General features: G+C 72.9%; 17 protein-coding genes. 5 read left to right on the top strand and 12 right to left on the bottom strand.

Going from position 1 to position 18,238, the window contains the following annotated elements:
- Positions 1 to 45: 45 nt before the first annotated feature.
- The 7 genes from ACIRPX_RS00550 to ACIRPX_RS00520 all read right to left on the bottom strand — a co-directional run bounded on the left by ACIRPX_RS00550 (position 46) and on the right by ACIRPX_RS00520 (position 6,963).
- Positions 46 to 843, bottom strand: a complete 798-nt coding sequence (locus ACIRPX_RS00550; RefSeq protein WP_404187052.1) for a maleylpyruvate isomerase family mycothiol-dependent enzyme — start codon at positions 841 to 843, stop codon at positions 46 to 48.
- A gap of 66 nt (positions 844 to 909) precedes the next feature.
- The gene (locus ACIRPX_RS00545; RefSeq protein ID WP_404187051.1) at positions 910 to 1,917 is read right to left on the bottom strand and encodes an NADP-dependent oxidoreductase; all 1,008 of its coding nucleotides are present in this window, start codon (positions 1,915 to 1,917) and stop codon (positions 910 to 912) included.
- A gap of 154 nt (positions 1,918 to 2,071) precedes the next feature.
- Complete coding sequence (locus ACIRPX_RS00540) at positions 2,072 to 3,349, bottom strand: ABC transporter substrate-binding protein (protein WP_404187050.1); 1,278 nt, start codon at positions 3,347 to 3,349, stop codon at positions 2,072 to 2,074.
- Positions 3,350 to 3,354: 5 nt separating this feature from the next.
- Positions 3,355 to 4,539, bottom strand: coding sequence for a branched-chain amino acid ABC transporter permease (locus ACIRPX_RS00535; protein ID WP_404187049.1), 1,185 nt, complete (start codon positions 4,537 to 4,539; stop codon positions 3,355 to 3,357).
- Positions 4,536 to 5,417 carry a branched-chain amino acid ABC transporter permease gene (locus ACIRPX_RS00530; RefSeq protein ID WP_404187048.1) on the bottom strand — a complete coding sequence of 294 codons (882 nt, stop codon included), beginning with the start codon at positions 5,415 to 5,417 and terminating at the stop codon, positions 4,536 to 4,538. Before ACIRPX_RS00530 ends, ACIRPX_RS00535 begins: the two co-directional genes overlap by 4 nt.
- 5 nt (positions 5,418 to 5,422) lie before the next feature.
- Positions 5,423 to 6,208, bottom strand: coding sequence for an ABC transporter ATP-binding protein (locus ACIRPX_RS00525; protein WP_404187047.1), 786 nt, complete (start codon positions 6,206 to 6,208; stop codon positions 5,423 to 5,425).
- Positions 6,205 to 6,963 (bottom strand): ABC transporter ATP-binding protein, encoded by a 759-nt coding sequence (locus tag ACIRPX_RS00520; protein WP_404187046.1) that lies wholly within the window; start codon positions 6,961 to 6,963, stop codon positions 6,205 to 6,207. The genes ACIRPX_RS00525 and ACIRPX_RS00520 overlap by 4 nt, the downstream gene beginning before the upstream one ends.
- Before the next feature lie 188 nt (positions 6,964 to 7,151).
- Between ACIRPX_RS00520 and ACIRPX_RS00515 the strand changes: the two genes are divergently transcribed.
- The 4 genes from ACIRPX_RS00515 (at position 7,152) to ACIRPX_RS00500 (ending at position 11,046) form a co-directional block, all read left to right on the top strand.
- Positions 7,152 to 8,447, top strand: coding sequence for a PucR family transcriptional regulator (locus tag ACIRPX_RS00515; protein ID WP_404187045.1), 1,296 nt, complete (start codon positions 7,152 to 7,154; stop codon positions 8,445 to 8,447).
- Positions 8,444 to 9,109: a TetR/AcrR family transcriptional regulator gene (locus tag ACIRPX_RS00510; protein ID WP_404187044.1), complete on the top strand. Its 666-nt coding sequence runs from the start codon at positions 8,444 to 8,446 to the stop codon at positions 9,107 to 9,109. Before ACIRPX_RS00515 ends, ACIRPX_RS00510 begins: the two co-directional genes overlap by 4 nt.
- Before the next feature lie 188 nt (positions 9,110 to 9,297).
- Positions 9,298 to 10,137: an alpha/beta fold hydrolase gene (locus tag ACIRPX_RS00505; protein ID WP_404187043.1), complete on the top strand. Its 840-nt coding sequence runs from the start codon at positions 9,298 to 9,300 to the stop codon at positions 10,135 to 10,137.
- 48 nt (positions 10,138 to 10,185) lie between these two features.
- Positions 10,186 to 11,046, top strand: coding sequence for a hypothetical protein (locus ACIRPX_RS00500; RefSeq protein ID WP_404187042.1), 861 nt, complete (start codon positions 10,186 to 10,188; stop codon positions 11,044 to 11,046).
- Between the two features lie 161 nt (positions 11,047 to 11,207).
- Here ACIRPX_RS00500 and ACIRPX_RS00495 read toward each other — a convergent pair whose 3' ends face one another.
- The 3 genes from ACIRPX_RS00495 to lnt all read right to left on the bottom strand — a co-directional run bounded on the left by ACIRPX_RS00495 (position 11,208) and on the right by lnt (position 15,428).
- On the bottom strand, positions 11,208 to 13,160 hold the full coding sequence (locus ACIRPX_RS00495) for a helix-turn-helix domain-containing protein (protein ID WP_404187041.1): 1,953 nt from the start codon (positions 13,158 to 13,160) through the stop codon (positions 11,208 to 11,210).
- Between the two features lie 109 nt (positions 13,161 to 13,269).
- Positions 13,270 to 13,749, bottom strand: a complete 480-nt coding sequence (locus tag ACIRPX_RS00490; RefSeq protein WP_404187040.1) for an NUDIX hydrolase — start codon at positions 13,747 to 13,749, stop codon at positions 13,270 to 13,272.
- Between the two features lie 68 nt (positions 13,750 to 13,817).
- The gene (gene lnt / locus ACIRPX_RS00485; RefSeq protein WP_404187039.1) at positions 13,818 to 15,428 is read right to left on the bottom strand and encodes an apolipoprotein N-acyltransferase; all 1,611 of its coding nucleotides are present in this window, start codon (positions 15,426 to 15,428) and stop codon (positions 13,818 to 13,820) included.
- 247 nt (positions 15,429 to 15,675) lie between these two features.
- Between lnt and ACIRPX_RS00480 the strand changes: the two genes are divergently transcribed.
- Positions 15,676 to 16,743, top strand: a complete 1,068-nt coding sequence (locus ACIRPX_RS00480; RefSeq protein WP_404187038.1) for an O-antigen ligase family protein — start codon at positions 15,676 to 15,678, stop codon at positions 16,741 to 16,743.
- Between the two features lie 8 nt (positions 16,744 to 16,751).
- On the opposite strand, the gene ACIRPX_RS00475 is transcribed toward ACIRPX_RS00480, so the two are convergent.
- Positions 16,752 to 17,288 (bottom strand): hypothetical protein, encoded by a 537-nt coding sequence (locus tag ACIRPX_RS00475; protein ID WP_404187037.1) that lies wholly within the window; start codon positions 17,286 to 17,288, stop codon positions 16,752 to 16,754.
- Between the two features lie 105 nt (positions 17,289 to 17,393).
- Positions 17,394 to 18,179 carry a glutamate racemase gene (locus ACIRPX_RS00470; RefSeq protein WP_404187036.1) on the bottom strand — a complete coding sequence of 262 codons (786 nt, stop codon included), beginning with the start codon at positions 18,177 to 18,179 and terminating at the stop codon, positions 17,394 to 17,396.
- Between the last annotated feature and the right edge of the window lie 59 nt (positions 18,180 to 18,238).

Raw genomic sequence — 18,238 nt, 5'->3', positions numbered from 1 at the left:
GGCCGGTACTCAGCGGACGCCGGGCCGCCGGCGCGGCCGGCGCCGTCAGAAGGCGGAGTTGGCGAACCAGTCGGCCAGCAGCCCCCCGTCCCCGTCGTGCGTGAAGGCGGCGCCTTCCCAGTTCAGGCGGCCGTAGACGAGCAGGAGCAGATCGGCCGCGGATCCCCGGACCGTCGCATCGGCGCTGCCCGCGGCCGCAGGGGCCGCGTCCAGTCCGAAGCCGTCGGGCCGCAGGCGGACGAGCCAGGCGTCGTCCCCGTCGGTCGTACGGAAGAGGAGTGCCCTGTCGGGAGCGCGCAGGTTGCTCACCTTGGGGGCGAAGAAGCCGGCGAAGGGCAGGTTGACGAGGAACTCGTCGATTGCGTCGACGGCGAGCGCGCGGTCGACGACGGGCCGGCGGCCGAGGGCGAGTTCGGCGTCGGCCCGGTGCAGCACCGTCTCGAAGAGCATGCGGCGCGCCCAGAAGCGGGCATGCTGGTCGGCGCCCCAGGCCCACATCGGCGTGTTCGGGTCGGTGGCCGCGAACGCGTCCTCGGCCACGGTCGCGCTCTGCGCCAGCCAGTCGGCATATCCGTCCTCCCGCTCGGGCAGGCGCAGATCCACCTCCCGCGTGCGCGGCGGTTCCTGGACACGCGCCTTCAACAGGACCGAGAACCAGCGCTGGACGCTGCCCGTGTGCTTGATCAGATCGGCCAGCGTCCAGCCGGGGCAGCCGGGAACCGCGGTGGCCGGGTCGGCGCCCTGGACCGCCGCGACGAACCGGGCGGTCTCCGCCGCGACCGCCCAGCGGTGATCGACCGGTGTGGCGACAGGGGGGTGGCCGGCGTGCTGGTGGGTGTTCATCGCGACGTGCCTTTCGGGGAAGCTGCGGGGGTCGGCCGTACGGCGGTGGCGGGCTGCGGACCGCCGTCAGGTCAGCTCAAGGACGAGCTTGCCGACGTTCTCGCCGCGGAAGAGCATGTTCAGTGTCTCGGGGAAGTCGTCCACGCTCCCCCGCACCACGTGCTCCTTGACCTTGACGCGGCCGTCGGCGATCCAGGCGGAGATGTCCTTGACGGCCTCGGGGTAGCGCTCGGCGTAGTCGAAGACGACGAAGCCCTCCATACGGGCGCGGCGCACCAGCAGGGTCAGATAGTTCGAAGGCCCCTTGACCGGGGTGGCGTTGTTGTACTGGCTGATCGCACCGCAGATCACGACGCGCGCGTGCATCGACAGGCGGGTCAGGACGGCGTCGAGGACGTCCCCTCCCACGTTGTCGAAGTAGACGTCGACGCCGTCGGGGGCGCATCGGCGCAGCGCCGTCCTGATGTCGTCGGCGCGGTGGTCGATCGCGGCGTCGAACCCGAGATCGTCGGTGAGCAGCGCGCACTTCTCCGGGCCGCCCGCGATGCCGACCACCCGGCAGCCCCTGGCCTTCGCGATCTGCCCCACGACGGTGCCGACGGCGCCGGCCGCGCCCGACACCACGACGGTCTCGCCGTCCTTGAGCGCGCCGACGTCCAGCAGCCCGAAGTAGGCGGTCATGCCGGGCATGCCCAGGGCGCCGAGAAAGTTCGACGGCGGGGCGAGCGAGGTGTCGATCTTCAGCACGCCCCGGCCGTCGGAGACCACGTGCTCCTGAACGCCGAACATGCCGACCACGTGGTCACCGGGCTGGAACTCGGGGTGGTGCGAAGCGGTGACCTCGACGACCGATCCGGCGCGCATCACCTCACCGATGCCCACGGGCGGCAGGTAGGAGGGGCGGTCGTCCAGCCAGCCCCGCATCGCCGGGTCCAGGGAGATGACGCGCGTCCGGCCTGCGAACTGCCCCGGGCCCGGTTCCTCCACGGGCCCGGAACAGTGCTGCCAGTCGTCTGGTTTCGCCTGTCCCACGGGGCGGGCTGCCAGACGGATCTGGCGGTTGGTCGCGGACATCGCGCCTCCTGTCGTTCAAAGCCTCGCAGCAGGGTACCGACCAGTCGGTATGAGTGGGTGGTGAGGTTGCCCACACACCTGGTTCGTCACGACGTGGATCTGTGGATCTGCTGCGAGGCCCGAGCGACGTCGCCGCGGAGCGCCCCCTGCCGGCCTACTTCGTCGGCGGGCCGAACTCCTTGCGGGTGTCGACCGGCCGGCCGAACAGCTGCCACCGCTCACCCTTGAACCGCATCAGCTGCATCGTCTCCAGCGGGAAGGCGTCGCCGTGTCCCGTGGACATGGTGATCCCGGGCAGCAGCAGGCCCACCCTCACGTTCTTCAGGTTGCGCACCGCGTCCCGCAGCCCCTCGCGGGTGGGGCACTTCATCGCGGACAGTGCCTTGTGCAGACTGGAGGCGACGGCCCAGCCGTAGGCGTTGAACTGGTTGCCCGGATCGGCGTCGGGCGCGTACTTGTGCAGCGCCTCCTTGTACGTCTTCATGTCGGCGTCGTCGGCCCACTGCGGGTCGGCGGGGTCCTTGAAGTAGGTCGCCGAGACCACGCCCTGCACGTTCTTGAGCCCGACGGGCCGCAGCACGGCGACCGACGAGGCCACGTTGTTCACGATGTGCAGCGGGTTCCACCGGGTGTTCCTGGCATCGGCGGCGAGGGCCTGGCTGGCGAACTTCGGCGTGGTGACGTCGAGCAGCACATCCGCCCCGGACCGGGCGAGCGTGGTCATCTGCGCCGACACGGAAGGGTCGGTGACCTCGTAGCTCTCCCGGGCGACCACCTTGACGCCGCTGCCGGCGACGGCCTTCTCGAACCCACCGAGCAGGTCCTTGCCGAAGTCGTCGTTCTGGTAGAGGACCGCGACCCTGGCCTTCGGCTTCTCGTCCTTGAGGTACTTGGCGTACACCCGCGCCTCGGCCACGTAGCTGGGCTGCCAGCCGATGGTCCAGGGGTGCTTGTCGTCCGTGCCCCAGGCGGAGGCGCCCGTGGCGACGAACGGCTGCGGCACCTTCTGCTGGTTCAGGTAGTCCCACACGGCCGCCGTGGACGGGGTGCCCAGGGTCTGGAAGACGGCGAAGACCTTCTCCTGCTCGACGAGTCTGCGCGCCTCCTCGACCGCCTTGGGCGGCTGGTAGCCGTCGTCGCGGACGACGAACTGCACCTTGCGGCCGTCTATGCCGCCCTTGCCGTTGACGTACTTGAAGTAGGCGGCCACGCCCTTGCTGATCGTGCCGTACGCCGAGGCGGGCCCCGACAGCGGGTAGATACCGCCCAGCTTGATGGTCTTGTCGGTGATGCCCGTGGTCTGCTGGCCCTTGCACGCGCCATCGGCGGCGGCGCCCTGGTCCGCCTGTCCACGCTGGCTGTTGCAGGCGGTCGCGGTGAGCAGGGCGGCGGTCGCGGCCGCGGCCGCCCGCAGAGCGGTCGTCTTGCGCATGTGCATCATTCCTTTTCCGTGCGGGGCGGTGCGCCCACGGGTTCGGCGTCGACAACTTCGGGGTCCGCAGGCGTGCCACCGGTCGCGGAAGGTCCGGACTCGGCGGGGGACGCCGGATGCGCGTCGGCTGCGGGTCCGGCCTCGAAGCCGGATTCGGCCCCGGGGCCGCGGCCGGCACCGGGTGTCCGGCCGAGGACGGCGGTGCGGGGGAAGCGGCGGCCCACCGCACCCAGGACACGGCCCGGCAGCCCGGCCAGTCCCGTCGGGGCCACGAACATCACGGTGATGATCAGCAGGCCGAACACCACTCCCGGCGCCGCCTCGCTGAGGTCCTGGGACACGCTCGGCACGTACATCACGAACGCCGCGCCCAGCAGCGGTCCGTACAGCGAGGCGAGCCCCCCGACCACCAGGCCGGCCAGCAGCGTGATGGACAGCACGAAACTGAAGGAGTCGGGCGAGACGAAGCCGATCACCCAGGTGTAGAGGCAGCCGGCGACGCCCGCGAACAGCGCGCTCCAGGCGAAGGCGAGGGTCTTGTGCAGCGACAGCCGCACGCCCATGACCTCGGCGGCGCTCTCGTTGTCCCGTACGGCGAGCAGCGCCCGGCCGACCCTGGACCGCAGCAGGTTGCGGGCGAGGAGCAGTGCCACCGCGGTCACGGCGAGGACGACGAAGTACGTCCACTGGTCCTCGGCCAGTCCGCTCCACGCGGGGGGCTGCAGCTTGTCGACGGTCAGCCCCATGGAGCCGCCCGTCAGCGGCTCTAGCCGCTTGAGCAGAGGGGGCAGGAACACGGCGAACGAGAGGGTGACCAGGGCCAGATACAGGCCGCGCAGCCGCAGGGCGGGGACTCCGAAGCCCAGGCCCAGCAGGAAGCATCCGGCGGCCGCGACCGGCAGGGTGGCCAGGTGACCGGTGTCGTACCGGTCGAGCATGACCGCCGCCGTGTAGGCCCCCGCCGCGAAGAAGGCGCCGTGGCCGAGCGAGATCTGACCGCCGAAGCCGACCAGCAGGTTCAGACCGGCCAGTGCGACGGCGTACAACAGCACCATGGTCAGCTGGAAGACCTGGAAGGGGGCGAAGTAGAACGGTGCGCCGACGGCCGCCGCCGCCGCGACCAGCACCGTGAGCGTGGCCCGCAGCCACCGGACCCGGTCGGTGCCGAGCGCCGCCGTGAGGGTGTTCATGCGCGCACCACCGCCGCCCGTCCGAACAGGCCCTGGGGCCGCACCAGCAGCACGCCCAGGATGATCACCAGAGGGACGCCCACCTTGAGGTCCGCGCCGACAACGTCGACGTATGCCCCGGTCAGCGTCTCGGCGACGCCCACGAACAGACCGCCGACGACCGCACCGACCGGGCTGTCGAAGCCTCCGAGGGTGGCCGCCGCGAACGCGTAGATCAGCACCCCGCCCATCATGTTCGGCTCCAGGAACAGCACCGGCGCGACGAGCACGCCGGACACCGCGCCCACCGTCGCGGCCAGTCCCCAGCCGAGCATCAGCACCCGGCCCACCCGGATGCCCGACAGCCGGGCGGAGGCCGGATTGCAGGCGACCGCCCGCATCACCAGGCCGACGGAGGTGTGCTGGAACAGCAGGTACAGCAGGCCCATCACGACCGCGACCACGCCCATGATCCCGAGCGTCGACCAGTCCAGCCGCACCCCGGCCAGGTCCAGCGCGCCGTCGGGGAACGGCTCGGGAAAGTCCTTCACGGTGAACGACCAGATGAGACCGGCCAGCGCGTTGACGAAGATGAACAGGCCGACCGTGACGATGACGACCGTGAGCTCGGGTGCGCCCTGCACGGGACGGATGACGATCCGCTCGACCAGCATGCCGCCGGCGAAGGACACCGCGAGAGTGACCGGCAGCGCCAGCCAGAACGGCATCCCGGAGGCCACCAACTGCCAGGCGACATACGTCGAGAGCATCGCCATCTCGCCCTGCGCGAAGTTGACGATCCCCGTGAACCGGTGGATCAGCACCAGGGCCAGCGCCAGACTGGCGTACACCGCGCCGGAGCCCAGCCCTTCCACCACCTGCTGGAGAAGATCGGTCACGGCGCTCACCCGGCCTTGCCGGTGCGGACGGAGACACCGAGGTAGACCTCGGCGACCTGCCGGTCCTCGCGGATCTGCGCGGCCGGCCCGGACAGCACCAGGCGACCGGCCTCCAGCACATGGGCCCGGTGCGCGATGCCCAGCGCGAGCTGTGCGTTCTGCTCGACTACGACCACGGTGGTGCGTTCCTCCTCGTTGACGGCACGGACGATCTCGAACAGTTCGCGGGTGACCAGCGGTGCGAGTCCCAGGGACGGCTCGTCCAGAAGCAGCAGCGAGGGCCGCATCATCAGCGCCCGGCCGATGGCGAGCATCTGCTGCTCGCCGCCGCTGAGGCTGCCGGCGTGCTGCCGGGAGCGCTGGCGCAGTCTGGGGAAGTAGCCGTAGATCCGTTCCAGGCCGGCTGTCACGGCCGCACGCCCGGCGCGGCCCCGCCGCCCGCGGCCGGTGCGCACATGGGCGCCGACGCGCAGGTTCTCCTCGACGGTGAGGTCGTTGAAGGTGCCCCGGCCCTCGGGCACGTGCGCCACGCCGAGCCTGGCGGCCTGCTCGGGCGAACGGCCCAGCAGTTCCGTACCGTCCAGGGTGACCGAGCCACGGCCGCGGACCACGCCGCACAGCGCCCGCAGTGTCGTGGTCTTGCCCGCGCCGTTGGGTCCGAGGACCGCGCACACCTCGCCTCGGGCGACAGAGAGGTCGAGACCCTGCAGCACACGGGCCTGGCCGTATCCGGCGTGCAGATCGCGGACCTTCAGGAACCCCGGCTCCGCACCGGCTGCGACCTCGCTCACGCGGGCACCCCCAGATACGCCTCGACGACGGCCGGGTCGCGCTGGATCTCCTCCGGCGAACCCTCGGCGATCGTGCGGCCGAAGTCGAGGCAGACCACCTTGTCGCACAGGCCCATCACGAATCCCATGTGGTGTTCGACCACCACGAGGGTGAGGTCGAAGTCCTCACGCACCGAGCGGACCAGATCCGCGAACTGGCCGACCTCGCCGTGACTGAGGCCGTTGACGGGTTCGTCGAGCAGCAGCAGGCGGGGCCGCACCGCGAGCGCCCGGGCGAGTTCCACGCGTTTGAGCGTGCCGAACGGCAGCCCGGCCGCGGGGTGGCCGGCGACGTCCGCCAGGCCGAGCCGCCGCAGCAAGTCGTCCGCCCGGTCACGCAGGTCCCTCTCCTCGCGCCGGACGCGGGGCAGCCGGAGCGCCGCGGCGAGATGTCCGGTGCGCCCCTGGCTGTGGGCACCGACCATGACGTTCTCCCGGACCGTGAGCCGGGGGAACAGTCCCAGGTTCTGGAAGGTGCGGGCGATGCCGCGCCCGGCCACGGCGTGCGGAGGCAGGGCGAGCAGGTCCTCGTCCTCGAACCGCATGCCTCCCTGGTCCGGAGTGCAGCGCCGGGTGAGGCAGTTGAACAAAGTGGTCTTGCCGGCTCCGTTCGGCCCGATGAGCCCCACGGCGGTGCCCGGCTCGACGGTGAAGGAGACACCGTCCAGCGCCGTGATCCCGCCGAAGCGCACGGTGATACCGTCCACCGCAAGCATGAGTGACGCCCCTTCCGACGTGCTGGGGGATGAGCGAGCGTCACAGTAGGTGGGGGTGTTCCGGGGACACATTGGTCGTGAGCACCCAACTTCGCGGTCGCCGAACTGTGCGCCGCGCACAGGTGTCGGAAGACGGCCCGCCCTCAGCCTGTTGACGGAGCACGAGCCGAGCGGTCACGATCTGCGCCATGCCTCGCGGTCCTGCCCTGGGCACTTCCCAGCTCTCCGAACACCTCCGCCGGGAGCGGTGGCGGATCCTGCATGCCGTCCAGGACCGGATCGAGCAGGTGGCGGCGACCGCCGTCGAGGTGATGCGTGCGGAGATCCCGTCGTACGCCCTGCAGGACGGACGGTTCTTCGACGACGTACGCGAGCAGGTGCTCGAGCACTACCGGATGCAGCTCGCGGCCCTGGCGGGCGACCGCGACATCGCCGCCGAGGACCTGCTCTTCAGCCGGGCGGCAGCCATGCGCCGAGCCCGTGCCGGGTTCGCCCTCGAGGACTGGATCAGCGCCTTCCGGGTGGGCCGGCAGGTGATGTGGGACGCGATGCTGGAGTGCGCGGGCACGTCGGCCGAGGCCCAGCAGGCCGCCCTGTCGCTCGTCACCCCGCTGATGCGGTACGTCGACTACGCGAGCACGCATGCCGCGCAGGCGTACGTCGAGTACCAGCAGCACGTGGTGGCGGACGCGGACCGCGAGCGCCGTGATCTCCTGGACCAGCTTCTGGCCGGCGTGGCACCCTCGCGTGGCCCGCTGTTCGCCCCGGCACAGGCCTACGGCATCGGACCGCGCTCGCCGATGATGGCGGTCGTGGCGGTGTGCGTCGGCGACACCCGCACCGGCGACCTCGCCTCGGCCGAGAGCGGCTACGCCGCCAGCGCGTCGATCAGCCTCGCCGGCCCCTGGGCGGGCAGGACGCTGGTCGTCGTACGCCACGGCGAGGTGGTGGCCGTACCTGTGGTCCGGGCCGGTATGGACGCCGAGGACATATGCACCCACTTCGAGGCGGTACGGCGCCGGCTCGCGCAGGAGGGGACCATGCTCTCCATGGGGATCAGTACGGTCGCACAGGGCGCGCACGAACTGCCGCGCGCCTACCAGGAGGCGCGGGCCGCGCTCGACCTGGTGCCGAGTGGGGGCGGAGTGGCGGCGCTGCCGCGGCTGTCCCCGTTCGACTACCTGGCGCTGCGTGCCGACGATCTCGCGCGCCAGCTGGTCGATCCACGAGTGCGGTTGCTGCTGGAGGAGGACCGACGACGTGGCGACACGCTGGCCGACACCATCAGGGCGTTCGCGGACGCGGACCTCAATCTGCGGCTGGCCGCCGAACGGCTGCGGGTGCACCACAACACGGCGCACTACCGGCTGCGCCGGATCGAGGAGCGCACCGGCCGCAATCCGCGCCGGCTCGCCGACCTCCTGGAACTACTGGTCGCCCTCGCCATCCGCGACGGGGCGGGGGAAGGCGGGGATGGCCGGTGAGCGGCATCGTGGAGTCCTCGGAGACCGACGCAGCACGTCAACTGCCCGGCGGACAGCAGGACATGGGACTGACGGAGGGGAACTCCGGGCATCACCGGTCGGTCCGGCCCGTGCTGCTGGACGCCGCGCTGGACGTGTTCCTGGAGCGCGGCTACGCCGATGCCGGTCTCTCCGAGATCGCGGCGCGCGGCGGAATCCCGGGCGGCAGCCTCTTCCAGCACTACGGCGGTAAGCGCGGGCTCTACCTCGCCCTGTGGGAGGAGTTCCGGGAGGAGCAGGAGCGCCGGACCGCGGCCACGCTGTCCGTCGAGCGCGGCCGGGGCGTGGACGATCCGATCGCCCTCTTCGTGGCCGGAGCCAGGGCGTATCTGCGGGGCGCCTGGGACAACCGGCGGCTCGGCAGGCTGCTCGCGCAGGACGACGCCCCGGCCGGTTTCGACGCGCTGCGACGCCAGTGGGACCGCGCATGGGTGCGGCGCAACGCCCGGCTCCTGGAGGTGGACGAGCGGCGGCGCGCCGGCCGGGTCCGGGTGAGCGTACTGACCACCGTCATCGGAGGAGCGGCGCGCGAGCTGGGCGACTGCGGGGACGAGACGGAGGCGCTGGAGATCGTGGACGAGGTGTGCGGCATCCTCGTCCACCTGTCGACTCCGCCCGGCTGAAACGCCCCCGGCCGCCTGGTCCGCACGCGTGGTCGGCCGGGAGGGTGCGCGCGCTCGTCCACGGTTCTCCCGGGGTGGGCCTGCCGCCCGTAGGAGGGTCGGGGCGCCGGGCCGGGGCCGAAACGGCGCCTTGACAGGCGGTTCCCCGACCGGGATGGTACCGACCAGTCGGTACGAAGAGGTGGATCGTGACGCTGCTGAGCATCCGCACGGACGCGGGCGTGTTCGACGCGAGGGCGGCGGGTCCGCCCGACGGCCGTCCCGTGCTGTTGCTGCACGGCTTCCCGCAGACCGGGCTGGTGTGGCGGCGGCAGATCGAGGCGTTGGCCGCCCAGGGCCACCGGGTGGTCGCACCCGACCAGCGCGGGTACTCCCCCGGCGCCCGCCCCGGGCGGCCGGAGGACTATCGCATGGGCCTTCTCGTCGAGGACGTGGTCGCGATCGGCGAGCAGCTCGGGTGGGCGGCGTTCGACCTGGTCGGCCACGACTGGGGCGGCGCGGTCGCCTGGTGGACCGCTCACGCCCACCCCGGCCGCGTGCGCACCCTGACGGTCGTCTCGACCCCGCACCCCGGCGCTCTGGCCACCACCCTGCGCACCGACGAGGACCAGCGCTCACGCTCCCGGTACATGATCGACTGGCGGGAGGCGCCCGCGACCGAGGAGCGCATGCTCGCCCACGACGCCCGGGACCTTCGCGGCTTCTTCACCGGAGCGGTCCCGGACGACAGCGCGGACACCTACGTGCGGCACCTGTCCGAGCCTGGCGCTCTCACCGCGGCACTGAACTGGTACCGGGCGGGTCGCCCCGACGGCGCGATCGGCGTCGTCCACGTGCCCACGTTGTACGTATGGAGCACGGGCGACAGCGCGTTCGGCGCGGCAGCCGCGCGGGAAACCAGGCGGTGGGTCGACGGGCCGTACCGGTTCGAGACGCTCCATGGCGTCGGCCACTGGGTCCCCGAGGAGGCGCCGGAGATCCTCGGCCGCCTTCTGCTCGCACATCTGCGTGCGCACGGCGAGCACTGAACCGCCGGCGTGTCCCTCCTTCGTCGAATCCCCTGAGAAGAGGCTCCCTTGAAGACAGCGCGCGCGGCCTGGCGTGGTCTCGAACCCCTGCACGGCATGATCTACTTCGTCCCCGAGGCGAAGCGCCGCTATGCCGACCTCGGCCTGAGCGGGCGCGCCGGCTACTTCACCTCGCGAAGTGCCGCGTTCGGCCGGACGTCCGCCGAACTGATCATCTCGACGTTCTACAACTTCAACCCCGATGTCGTACGGCAGGCGGTCGACGGGGCCTGGGACGCGACGACGCCGCGGCAGGTGCTGGACGCGCGGTACGCCGCGGCGGGGGAAGCCCTGCGGCGGGCGGGAATCCACGCACTGCCCGACCTGGCCGAGGTCCTGGCGCTGACCCGCCAGGCCGCCGAGGCGGCCTGCGAGCACGCCCAAGGGCGCCCGCTGTTCGCCGCGCATGCCGCACTGCCCTGGCCGCAGGAGCCGGTACAGCAGCTGTGGCACGCCCAGACGCTGCTCCGGGAGTTCCGCGGAGACGGCCATGTCGCATGTCTGCTGACCGAGGGCGTCGGGGGATTGGAGGCCCTGGTGCTGCACGCCGCCACCGGTGAGGTTCCCGTCGACTTCCTCAAGGCCAGCCGTGCATGGCCCGAGGAGGACTGGGCCGCCACCCAGGAACGTCTGCGCGAGCGAGGTCTCCTCGACGGCGACTCCCTCAGCCCCGAGGGCGTCATCCTGCGCCGGCACATCGAGGACCGCACCGACCGCCTGGCCCTTCCCGCCTACGCCGCCCTGGGAGACGCCTGCTGTGAGCGTCTCGCCGAACTCGCGGGCCTCTTCGGCCGGGCCGTCGTCGACGCCGGCCTCCTCACTCGCGGCCGGCCGGCGTCTCACGGATCACGTGCCGCAGGGCGGTCGTAGACGTCGCCCGCACACTTCACGAGCGTGCGGTCCCACCACATGTGCGCCTGTCCCAGGGCTTCCTGCCGTGTGACGACACGCACCGTCCCCGCCCCGCGCGAGGACGTGGCATACCCGGCCGCGCCGCCCGACCTGCCGCGGCCGGCCCCCGCCCGCCGTGCCTACGGGGGTGAGTGCTGTGCCGACAGCCGGTGCAGCCGCAGGGCGAGCTGGATCTCCAGCGTCCGGGCCGGGCTCTGCCAGTCGTCGCCCAGCAGACGGCCCACGCGCTCCAGGCGCTGCGCCACGGTGTTGACGTGGACGTGCAGGGCGTCCTTGGTGCGGGCCGGGCTCATGCCGCAGGTGAAGTAGGCGTCGAGGGTACGGACGAGGTCGGTGCCGCGTCGTGCGTCGTAGGCGACGACCTCGCCGATCGTGCGGTCCACGAAGCCGGCGATGTCCCGGTCGCCCGCCAGCAGCAGGCCGAGGAAGCCGAAGTCCTCGGCCGCGGCCCCGTCGCCGGAGCGCCCCAGCAGGCGCAGGGCCTCCAGGCACCGCCGGCCCTCCGCGTAGGCGGCGGCCACGGCGTCGGCCTGGGCGGCGAGGTCCCGGAGGGGGCCGGAGGCACCGACGGTGACCGCTTCGTGGACCGCCGTGCCCAGCTGGCGGGCGGTACGCCCGGCCAGCTCGGTGGCGCTGTCGCCCGCGGTCAGCGGCAGCACCAGGACGGTGCCGCCGTCACGGGCGGCGGCCAGGCCGTGCCGGGTGGCGGCGAGGTGCGAGGCGGCGGACCACAGCCGACGGCGGGCCTCCGCCTCCTGGTCGGCGTCCTGGGCCACCGCGTCGAGTCGCGCGGCGAGCACGACATGCGTGGCGTCGAGGTCCGCGTGCAGCCGCGAGGCACGCTCGCGCAACAGGCGCGGGTCGCGGTCACGGGCGTCGAGGAGGTCGTCCAGCAGCTCGCCGCGGACCCGCTGTTCGGCCTCCGCGGCGGAGCGTCTCGCCAGCAGCAGCAGCGAGGTGACCATCGCGGCCCGCTCCAGGGTGAGCTGGTCGACGGGGTCGAGCCCGGGGTGGCCGCGCAGCACGAGCGCGCCCAGCAGCTCGCCGCCGGCCGTCACGGCGGCGATCCAGTCGTCCTCGTGGCGCACCGCGTGGCCTTCGGCGCGGGACGTCTCCAGGGGGACCGGGGGTGCGTCGGCGGCTTCGGTGAACTCGACCGTGCCGTCGAGGACCTGGGAGACGGCGGCGGCCACGTCGTGGACCCCGCCGCCGCGCAGCACGAGCTCCGTGAGCCGGTCGTGCACGTCGGAGGCGCGCTCGATGACACCGCTGCGGTCGCGGATGATCTCGTTGGCCCGCTCCAGGCCGGCGAGGGCCGAGCGGGTCTCGGCGAGCATGTTCGCCGAGTCGATGGCGGCCGCGGCCAGCGCCGCGAACGAGCCGAGCAGCGCGATCTGCTCCCGCTCGAAGACCCGGGCGCGCCGGTCGGCCGCGAAGAGGACCCCGATGACGTGGTGGCCCAGCATCAGGGGAACGCCGAGGATGGCGACCAGTCCCTCGTCCCGCACGCCCGTGTCGATGGTGTTCGTGTGCTGGAAGCGGCCGTCCTCGAAGTAGTCGTCCGTGACGTACGGGCGGGCGGTCTGGGCGACGAGACCGCCCAGGCCCTCCCCCATGCCCAGCCGCAGCTGCTGGAAGCGGGCGGCGACCGATCCCTCGGTGACCCGCATGTAGGTGTCGCCGCGGTCCGGATCGTTCAGGCTGAGGTAGGCGACGTCCGTGCCCAGCAGGGACCGGGCGCGCTGCACGATGGCCTGCAGCACCGAGTCCAGGTCGCGCAGGCCCGCGAGGTCGTGGGCCGTCTCGAAGAGCGCGGAGAGCTCGGCCTCCCGGCGGCGGCGTCCCTCCAGCTCCGCCCGCACCCGCAGGGCGAGCAGCTTGGCGTGCTCGAGTGCGGCGATCGCCTCGGCCGGCCGGCCCTCGGCGCGGGCCAGCAGCACGGGCTGCTCGTAGGCGTCGGCGGACGCGCCCCTGGACAGCAGCTCCAGGAACGGCGCCTCGGCGCCGGTGAGCGCCGCACCGGCCGCTTCGGTGCCGGCACGCTCGGCGGACTGCACGTGATCACCAGACATGCTCACAGGATTCCTCATCGCACGGCCGCCCCGTCAGCCCTGTGGACAACTCTCGTCCACAGGGCCCGGCGGCGCCCTCGCCTCCCTGCCCGTGCGTGAAGCCCGTCCGTCAGTCGGACGTCGTGGGCTCGAACCACGCGGGGTCGTCGGACAGCGCCTGCTTGATCCGGAAGTGGTGGTACTCGGTCATGGCGGGCAGCGCCTCCGGCGCGAACCAGCCGACCTCCAGGGACTCGTCGTCGTTCACGCGCGCCTCGCCGCCCACGGCCCGGGCCCGGAAGCAGATGTCCATGAACTGGCAGACGTCGCCGTTGGGGTAGGTGACCTGCCTCCCGGACCGGACCGCGACCATGCGCTCGACGACGCACTCGACGCCCGTCTCCTCCTGCACCTCCCGCACGATCGCCGCCGCGGGCTGCTCTCCCGGGTCGGGGATGCCGGAGATCAGCGCCCACTGGAGATTGTCCGCGCGCTGCCCCAGCAGCACTCTGCCCCGGTCGTCGAAGACGACGGCGCTGACGCCGGGAAGCCACAGCAGCTGGTGGCCGGCGGTGGCCCGGATGTCGCGAATGAAGTCAGGAGTCGGCATGCCACCGACCCTAATCGGCCGGTGCCCCGGACCCGGCGCGCGCCCGCGGGCGTACCCACGGCGTACGGCTACACGTCCTGGGCGCGCCGCCCGCGCACTCCGGCGCCGATCGCCCAGCCCAGGCCGCCCGCGGCGATGAGCACCAGGGCCGTCTCCGGCAGCGTGCCCAGCCGCGTGGCGGGCGTCTCGGACGACCGCAGCGGCACCTTCTGCACCAGGTGGCCGGGCACGAACATGCCGGTCTTCTGCGTGATCTTCCCGTCCGGCATGATGATCGCGCTGACGCCGCTGGTCACCGGCACCGTGACGGTCCGGCTGTGCTCGACGGCGCGCACCCGGGACATGGCGAGCTGCTGGTAGGTCATCTCGCTGCGGTCGAAGGTCGCGTTGTTGCTCGGCACGGAGATCATCTGCGCGCCGTCGGTGACCTCGGAGCGCACCGCCCAGTCGAAGGCGGCCTCGTAGCAGGTGACGAGCCCGACCTTGGCGTGGTCCATCGTGAACACGCCCGGCTCGGTGCCCCGGCTGAAGTCCTGGCGGACCATCGAGGTCCAGTTGCTGTTGATGGCGCCGATCAGCGAGCGCAGCGGCAGGTACTCGCCGAAGGGCTGGATCTGCCGCTTGTCGTAGGTGTCGACGGGGCCCTTCTTCGGGTCCCACAGGATCTGCTCGTTGTAGAGCTTGCCGTGCCGCTCGACGACCCCGCCGACCGAGATCGGCACGCCGATCGCCTTGGCCGCGCCGTCGATGACGGCGTACGCGTCGGCGTTGGCGAAGGGGTCGACGTCGGAGGAGTTCTCCGGCCACAGCACGAAGTCGGGCCTCGGCGTCGTGCCGGCCTTGACCTCGGCGGCCAGCCGCAGCGTCTCGCGCGCGTGGTAGTCGAGCACGGCCCGCCGCTGGGCGTTGAACTCCAGCCCGGAGCGGGGCACGTTGCCCTGGATCACCGCGACGGTGGCATGGCCGTTCTCGGCCTTGTCGCTCACCAGGGGCCGCGCGGCCACCGCACCGGCCACCGGCACGGCCACACTGAGCAGCGCAACGGCCGCGGCCGACCGCCGCACGGCCCGGGTGCGCCGTCCTTCGAGGACGAGGCGTACGACCTCGTGGAGGCCGAAGCCGCACAGCGCGACCGCGAAGCCGAGCACCGGGGTGCCGCCCACGGCGGCCAGCGGCAGGAAGACGCCGTCGGCCTGGCCGAAGGCGACCTTGCCCCAGGGGAAGCCGTTGAACGGCACGCGCGCGCGTGCCGCCTCGCCCGCGATCCACACCGCGGCGGCCCACAGCGGCCACGCCGGAAGCTTCGAGACCGCCGCGACGCCCGCGCCGACCAGCGCGATGAAGAGCGCCTCGATCGCCACCAGCGCGAGCCAGGGCCCGGGGCCCACCTCGACGCCGGTCCACACCAGCAGCGGCAGCAGGAAACCGAGACCGAAGAGGTAGCCGAGGCCCAGGCCCGCCTTCCAGCTCCGGCCGCGCAGCACCCAGCCGAAGCCGGCGAAGGCCGGCAGGGCCAGCCACCACACGGTGCGTGGCGGGAAACTGACGTAGAGCAGCACTCCGCAGAGTGCGGCGGCGAGGGCCGGAACGAGGCGTACCAGACGCGCCGCGCGCGATGCGGGCGCGGGCTGCGGCTGCAACTGGTCCGACTCGTCCACGGAGGTTGCGGTGACGGTCACCCGGGGAGTGTACGGCGGGTGACCTTGGCACCGACAGCTCGGCCCGGACGGCGGGCACTGCCGTCCCGGGCGCCCCGGGCGTCGCACCGCTCCTGCGTAACTCGGCCCAACTCATCCACAAACCGGCCATCAGCCGTTACGGTGTGCCCAGCGAGTCGCCCGGCCGGTCACGGCCTCGGCGGCCTGGGTCGTACGAGGTCGGGGGGCCTTTCGGTCGGGGTCTGGGGGCGGGGTGGGTTCCACGGGGATGACGTCTGACGCAGGTCCTGGGGAGATCAGCGAAAGACGAAACGTTTCTGACGCGGCGGGCGTGGTGGTGCTCGGGGCGTGTGCCGCCTGGTCGCTGATCACGGCGACCGTGCGGGAGGGCCGTCCGGAGGGCGTGCTGCTCGCCGTGCTCGCGGTGGCCGCCGGCTACGCGGCCGGCCGGATCTGCGGGGCGCTGCTGCCGGTGGCGACGCCGTGCGCCGGGGCTCTGGCCGGGCTCGGCCTGGCCGTGGCCGTTCCGCACCTGGCGCCGGGGCCCCAGATCGTCGCACCGCTCGGGCACTCGGGTGCCACGGCCGCGCTGCTGACCCTGTGCGTGGGCGCGGCGTGCTGTGCGGCCTGGTCCGCAGGGTCGCCCACCCTGCGCCACGTCCTGGTCGCGCTGGCGGCCGGCATCACGGTGGCCGCGGCCTTCCTGAGCTCGACCAGCGGGTTCGTGACCTGCACGGCGGTCCTGCTGTGCTCCCTGGCCGCCGGCCGGATGACCCACCGCGGCCTGGGCATCGCCGGCCTCGCCCTGGCCGCGGTCCTGGTGACCGGCATGACCTGGGCCGTCGCCGGGAACGCCCTGCCCGACGGGCTGACGGCGTCGCTGGAGGGCCAGCTCACCCCGCACCGGATCGGGCTGTGGCGGGACGCCCTGCACCTGGCGCACCGCAACGCCGCCCTCGGGGTCGGCCCGGAGCGCTTCGGGGAACTGAGCTCGACGGCGAACCGGACCCTGCTGTCGGACGGCAAACCGCACTCGGCGCTGCTGCAGCAGGCGGCCGAACAGGGTGTCGTCGGCGTGGTCCTGCTCGCGGCGTCCTTCTGCTGGGTGCTGCACGCGCTGTGGCGCTCACCGCGGCCCACACCGGTCGTGCTCACCGCGGGAGCGGCCCTGACGGCGCTGGCGGCGATCGCCACGGTCGGCAACGCGCTGAGCTTCACCGCCGTGTCGGTGGGGGCCGGGCTCCTGGCCGGCCTGGCGACGGCCCGGCCGCTTCCCGGAGAGTCACCGCGGCCGGAGGCGGACGTACGCCCGCGGGGTGACCGGCTGACGCCGTGAGCCGGTGATCAGAGCGACGGACCCGGGCGCAGCCGGTCCCGGATGACGCGCACGGCGGTCTCCGCGTTGTCCACGGTGATCGTGAACGTATGGCCGTCCCACAGGCGCAGGACGACGCCCTCACCGCGCCGCACGACGACCGCGGTGCCCTTCTCGGGGCGCCAGCGGTAGCCCCAGCCGCCCCACTGGCGGGGAGTGACGTGCTCGGCGAACTCGGCTCCCGCGACGTGCGAGAGGGGGATGCGGCGGCGCGGCACGCCGATGTGGCCGCAGCGCACCTCGACGCACTCCTTGTCGAGCTTCATGTCGACGTGCACGAACGCGAGCGTGCCGAAGAGGACCAGCAGTCCGGCGGCGATGCAGCCGACCACGGACATGGCGAGCGGGGCGATGCCGGACGTCCAGGCGGAGTCGACCGCCAGCTCGACGCCGAGCGCCATGAAGGCCGCGCCGCCGAGCGCCAGCACCCACTGGACCTTGTTGGTGGCGCGTCCGGTCCAGACCTCGGGATGCGTGGCGTTCTCGCCGTGGGGGTGGTCCCTCATGCATACGAGGTTACTCATGTTCCGCTGTGCGGGCACCGAGTCGCACCGTGTGACTCCGCCGACCGGACGACCCTGAACCGATCCGTCCGTTTCGCGGCCTCTCGGTCAGCCCGCGGGGCTGACGGCCTGAAGGAGGCGGCCTTCCGCGTAGGCCAGGGCGGGCGGCACGAGAGCGCCCTCGCGTCCGCTCAGCAGGACCGTGAGCCTTCCGGTGGCCGGTGCCTCCGGAGCCGGCTGCGCCCCGATGCGGCGCAGCGCCTGGGCGGCCACGGCGCCCGCGGAGCCGTGCAGCACGAGCGGCGGCATCCCGCGCTGCTGGACGGCGGCCCGGATGCGGTCGGCGACCAGCTCGTAATGGGTGCAGCCCAGGACGACGGTCGTCACGTCGGGCGGGGTCAGCGCGGCGGCCGCGGCGACGGCGGCGCCGACGGCCGCCTCGTCCGCGTGCTCCACCGCCTCGGCGAGACCGTGGCAGGGCACCTCCGTCACCGGGACGCCGTCCGCGAACTCCGCGATCAGGTTGCGCTGGTAGGGGCTGCCGGTGGTGGCGGGAGTGGCCCAGATCGCGAGGGGGCCGCCGCCCGCCGCGGCGGGCTTGATCGCCGGGACCGTGCCGATGACCGGCACACCGGGTTCGAGGCGGGCGCGCAGGGCGGGCAGGGCGTGCACACTCGCCGTGTTGCAGCCGACGATCAAGGCGTCGGGCCCGTGTGCCGCGGCCGCCTCGGCCACCACGAGGGCGCGCCCGGTGAGGTCCTCGGGGGTCCTGGGGCCCCAGGGCATGCCGTCGGGGTCCAGGGAGAGCACCAGATCTGCGTCGGGCCGCAGCCGCCGCACCGCGGCGGTGGCCGCGAGCAGTCCGATTCCGGAGTCCATGAGCGCGATCTTCACCCGGCCACGATAGACGATGGCTCTCGTCGGGCCGGTGGAGTGGGGCACACTGCGCGGGT

The organism is Streptomyces sp. NPDC101225 (genome assembly GCF_044767585.1).
Taxonomy (GTDB): domain Bacteria; phylum Actinomycetota; class Actinomycetes; order Streptomycetales; family Streptomycetaceae; genus Streptomyces.
The sequence above is the reverse complement of the archived record's forward strand: the minus strand, read 5'-3'. Positions and strand labels throughout refer to the sequence as shown.

Coding starts and splice junctions, on each gene's coding strand:
- ACIRPX_RS00520 (WP_404187046.1), bottom strand. CDS start 6,963: ATGCTTGCGGTGGACGGTATCACCGTGCGCTTCGGCGGGATCACGGCG.
- ACIRPX_RS00490 (WP_404187040.1), bottom strand. CDS start 13,749: ATGCCGACTCCTGACTTCATTCGCGACATCCGGGCCACCGCCGGCCAC.
- ACIRPX_RS00535 (WP_404187049.1), bottom strand. CDS start 4,539: ATGAACACCCTCACGGCGGCGCTCGGCACCGACCGGGTCCGGTGGCTG.
- ACIRPX_RS00550 (WP_404187052.1), bottom strand. CDS start 843: ATGAACACCCACCAGCACGCCGGCCACCCCCCTGTCGCCACACCGGTC.
- ACIRPX_RS00515 (WP_404187045.1), top strand. CDS start 7,152: ATGCCTCGCGGTCCTGCCCTGGGCACTTCCCAGCTCTCCGAACACCTC.
- ACIRPX_RS00475 (WP_404187037.1), bottom strand. CDS start 17,288: ATGAGGGACCACCCCCACGGCGAGAACGCCACGCATCCCGAGGTCTGG.
- ACIRPX_RS00545 (WP_404187051.1), bottom strand. CDS start 1,917: ATGTCCGCGACCAACCGCCAGATCCGTCTGGCAGCCCGCCCCGTGGGA.
- ACIRPX_RS00480 (WP_404187038.1), top strand. CDS start 15,676: ATGACGTCTGACGCAGGTCCTGGGGAGATCAGCGAAAGACGAAACGTT.
- ACIRPX_RS00540 (WP_404187050.1), bottom strand. CDS start 3,349: ATGCGCAAGACGACCGCTCTGCGGGCGGCCGCGGCCGCGACCGCCGCC.
- ACIRPX_RS00495 (WP_404187041.1), bottom strand. CDS start 13,160: ATGTCTGGTGATCACGTGCAGTCCGCCGAGCGTGCCGGCACCGAAGCG.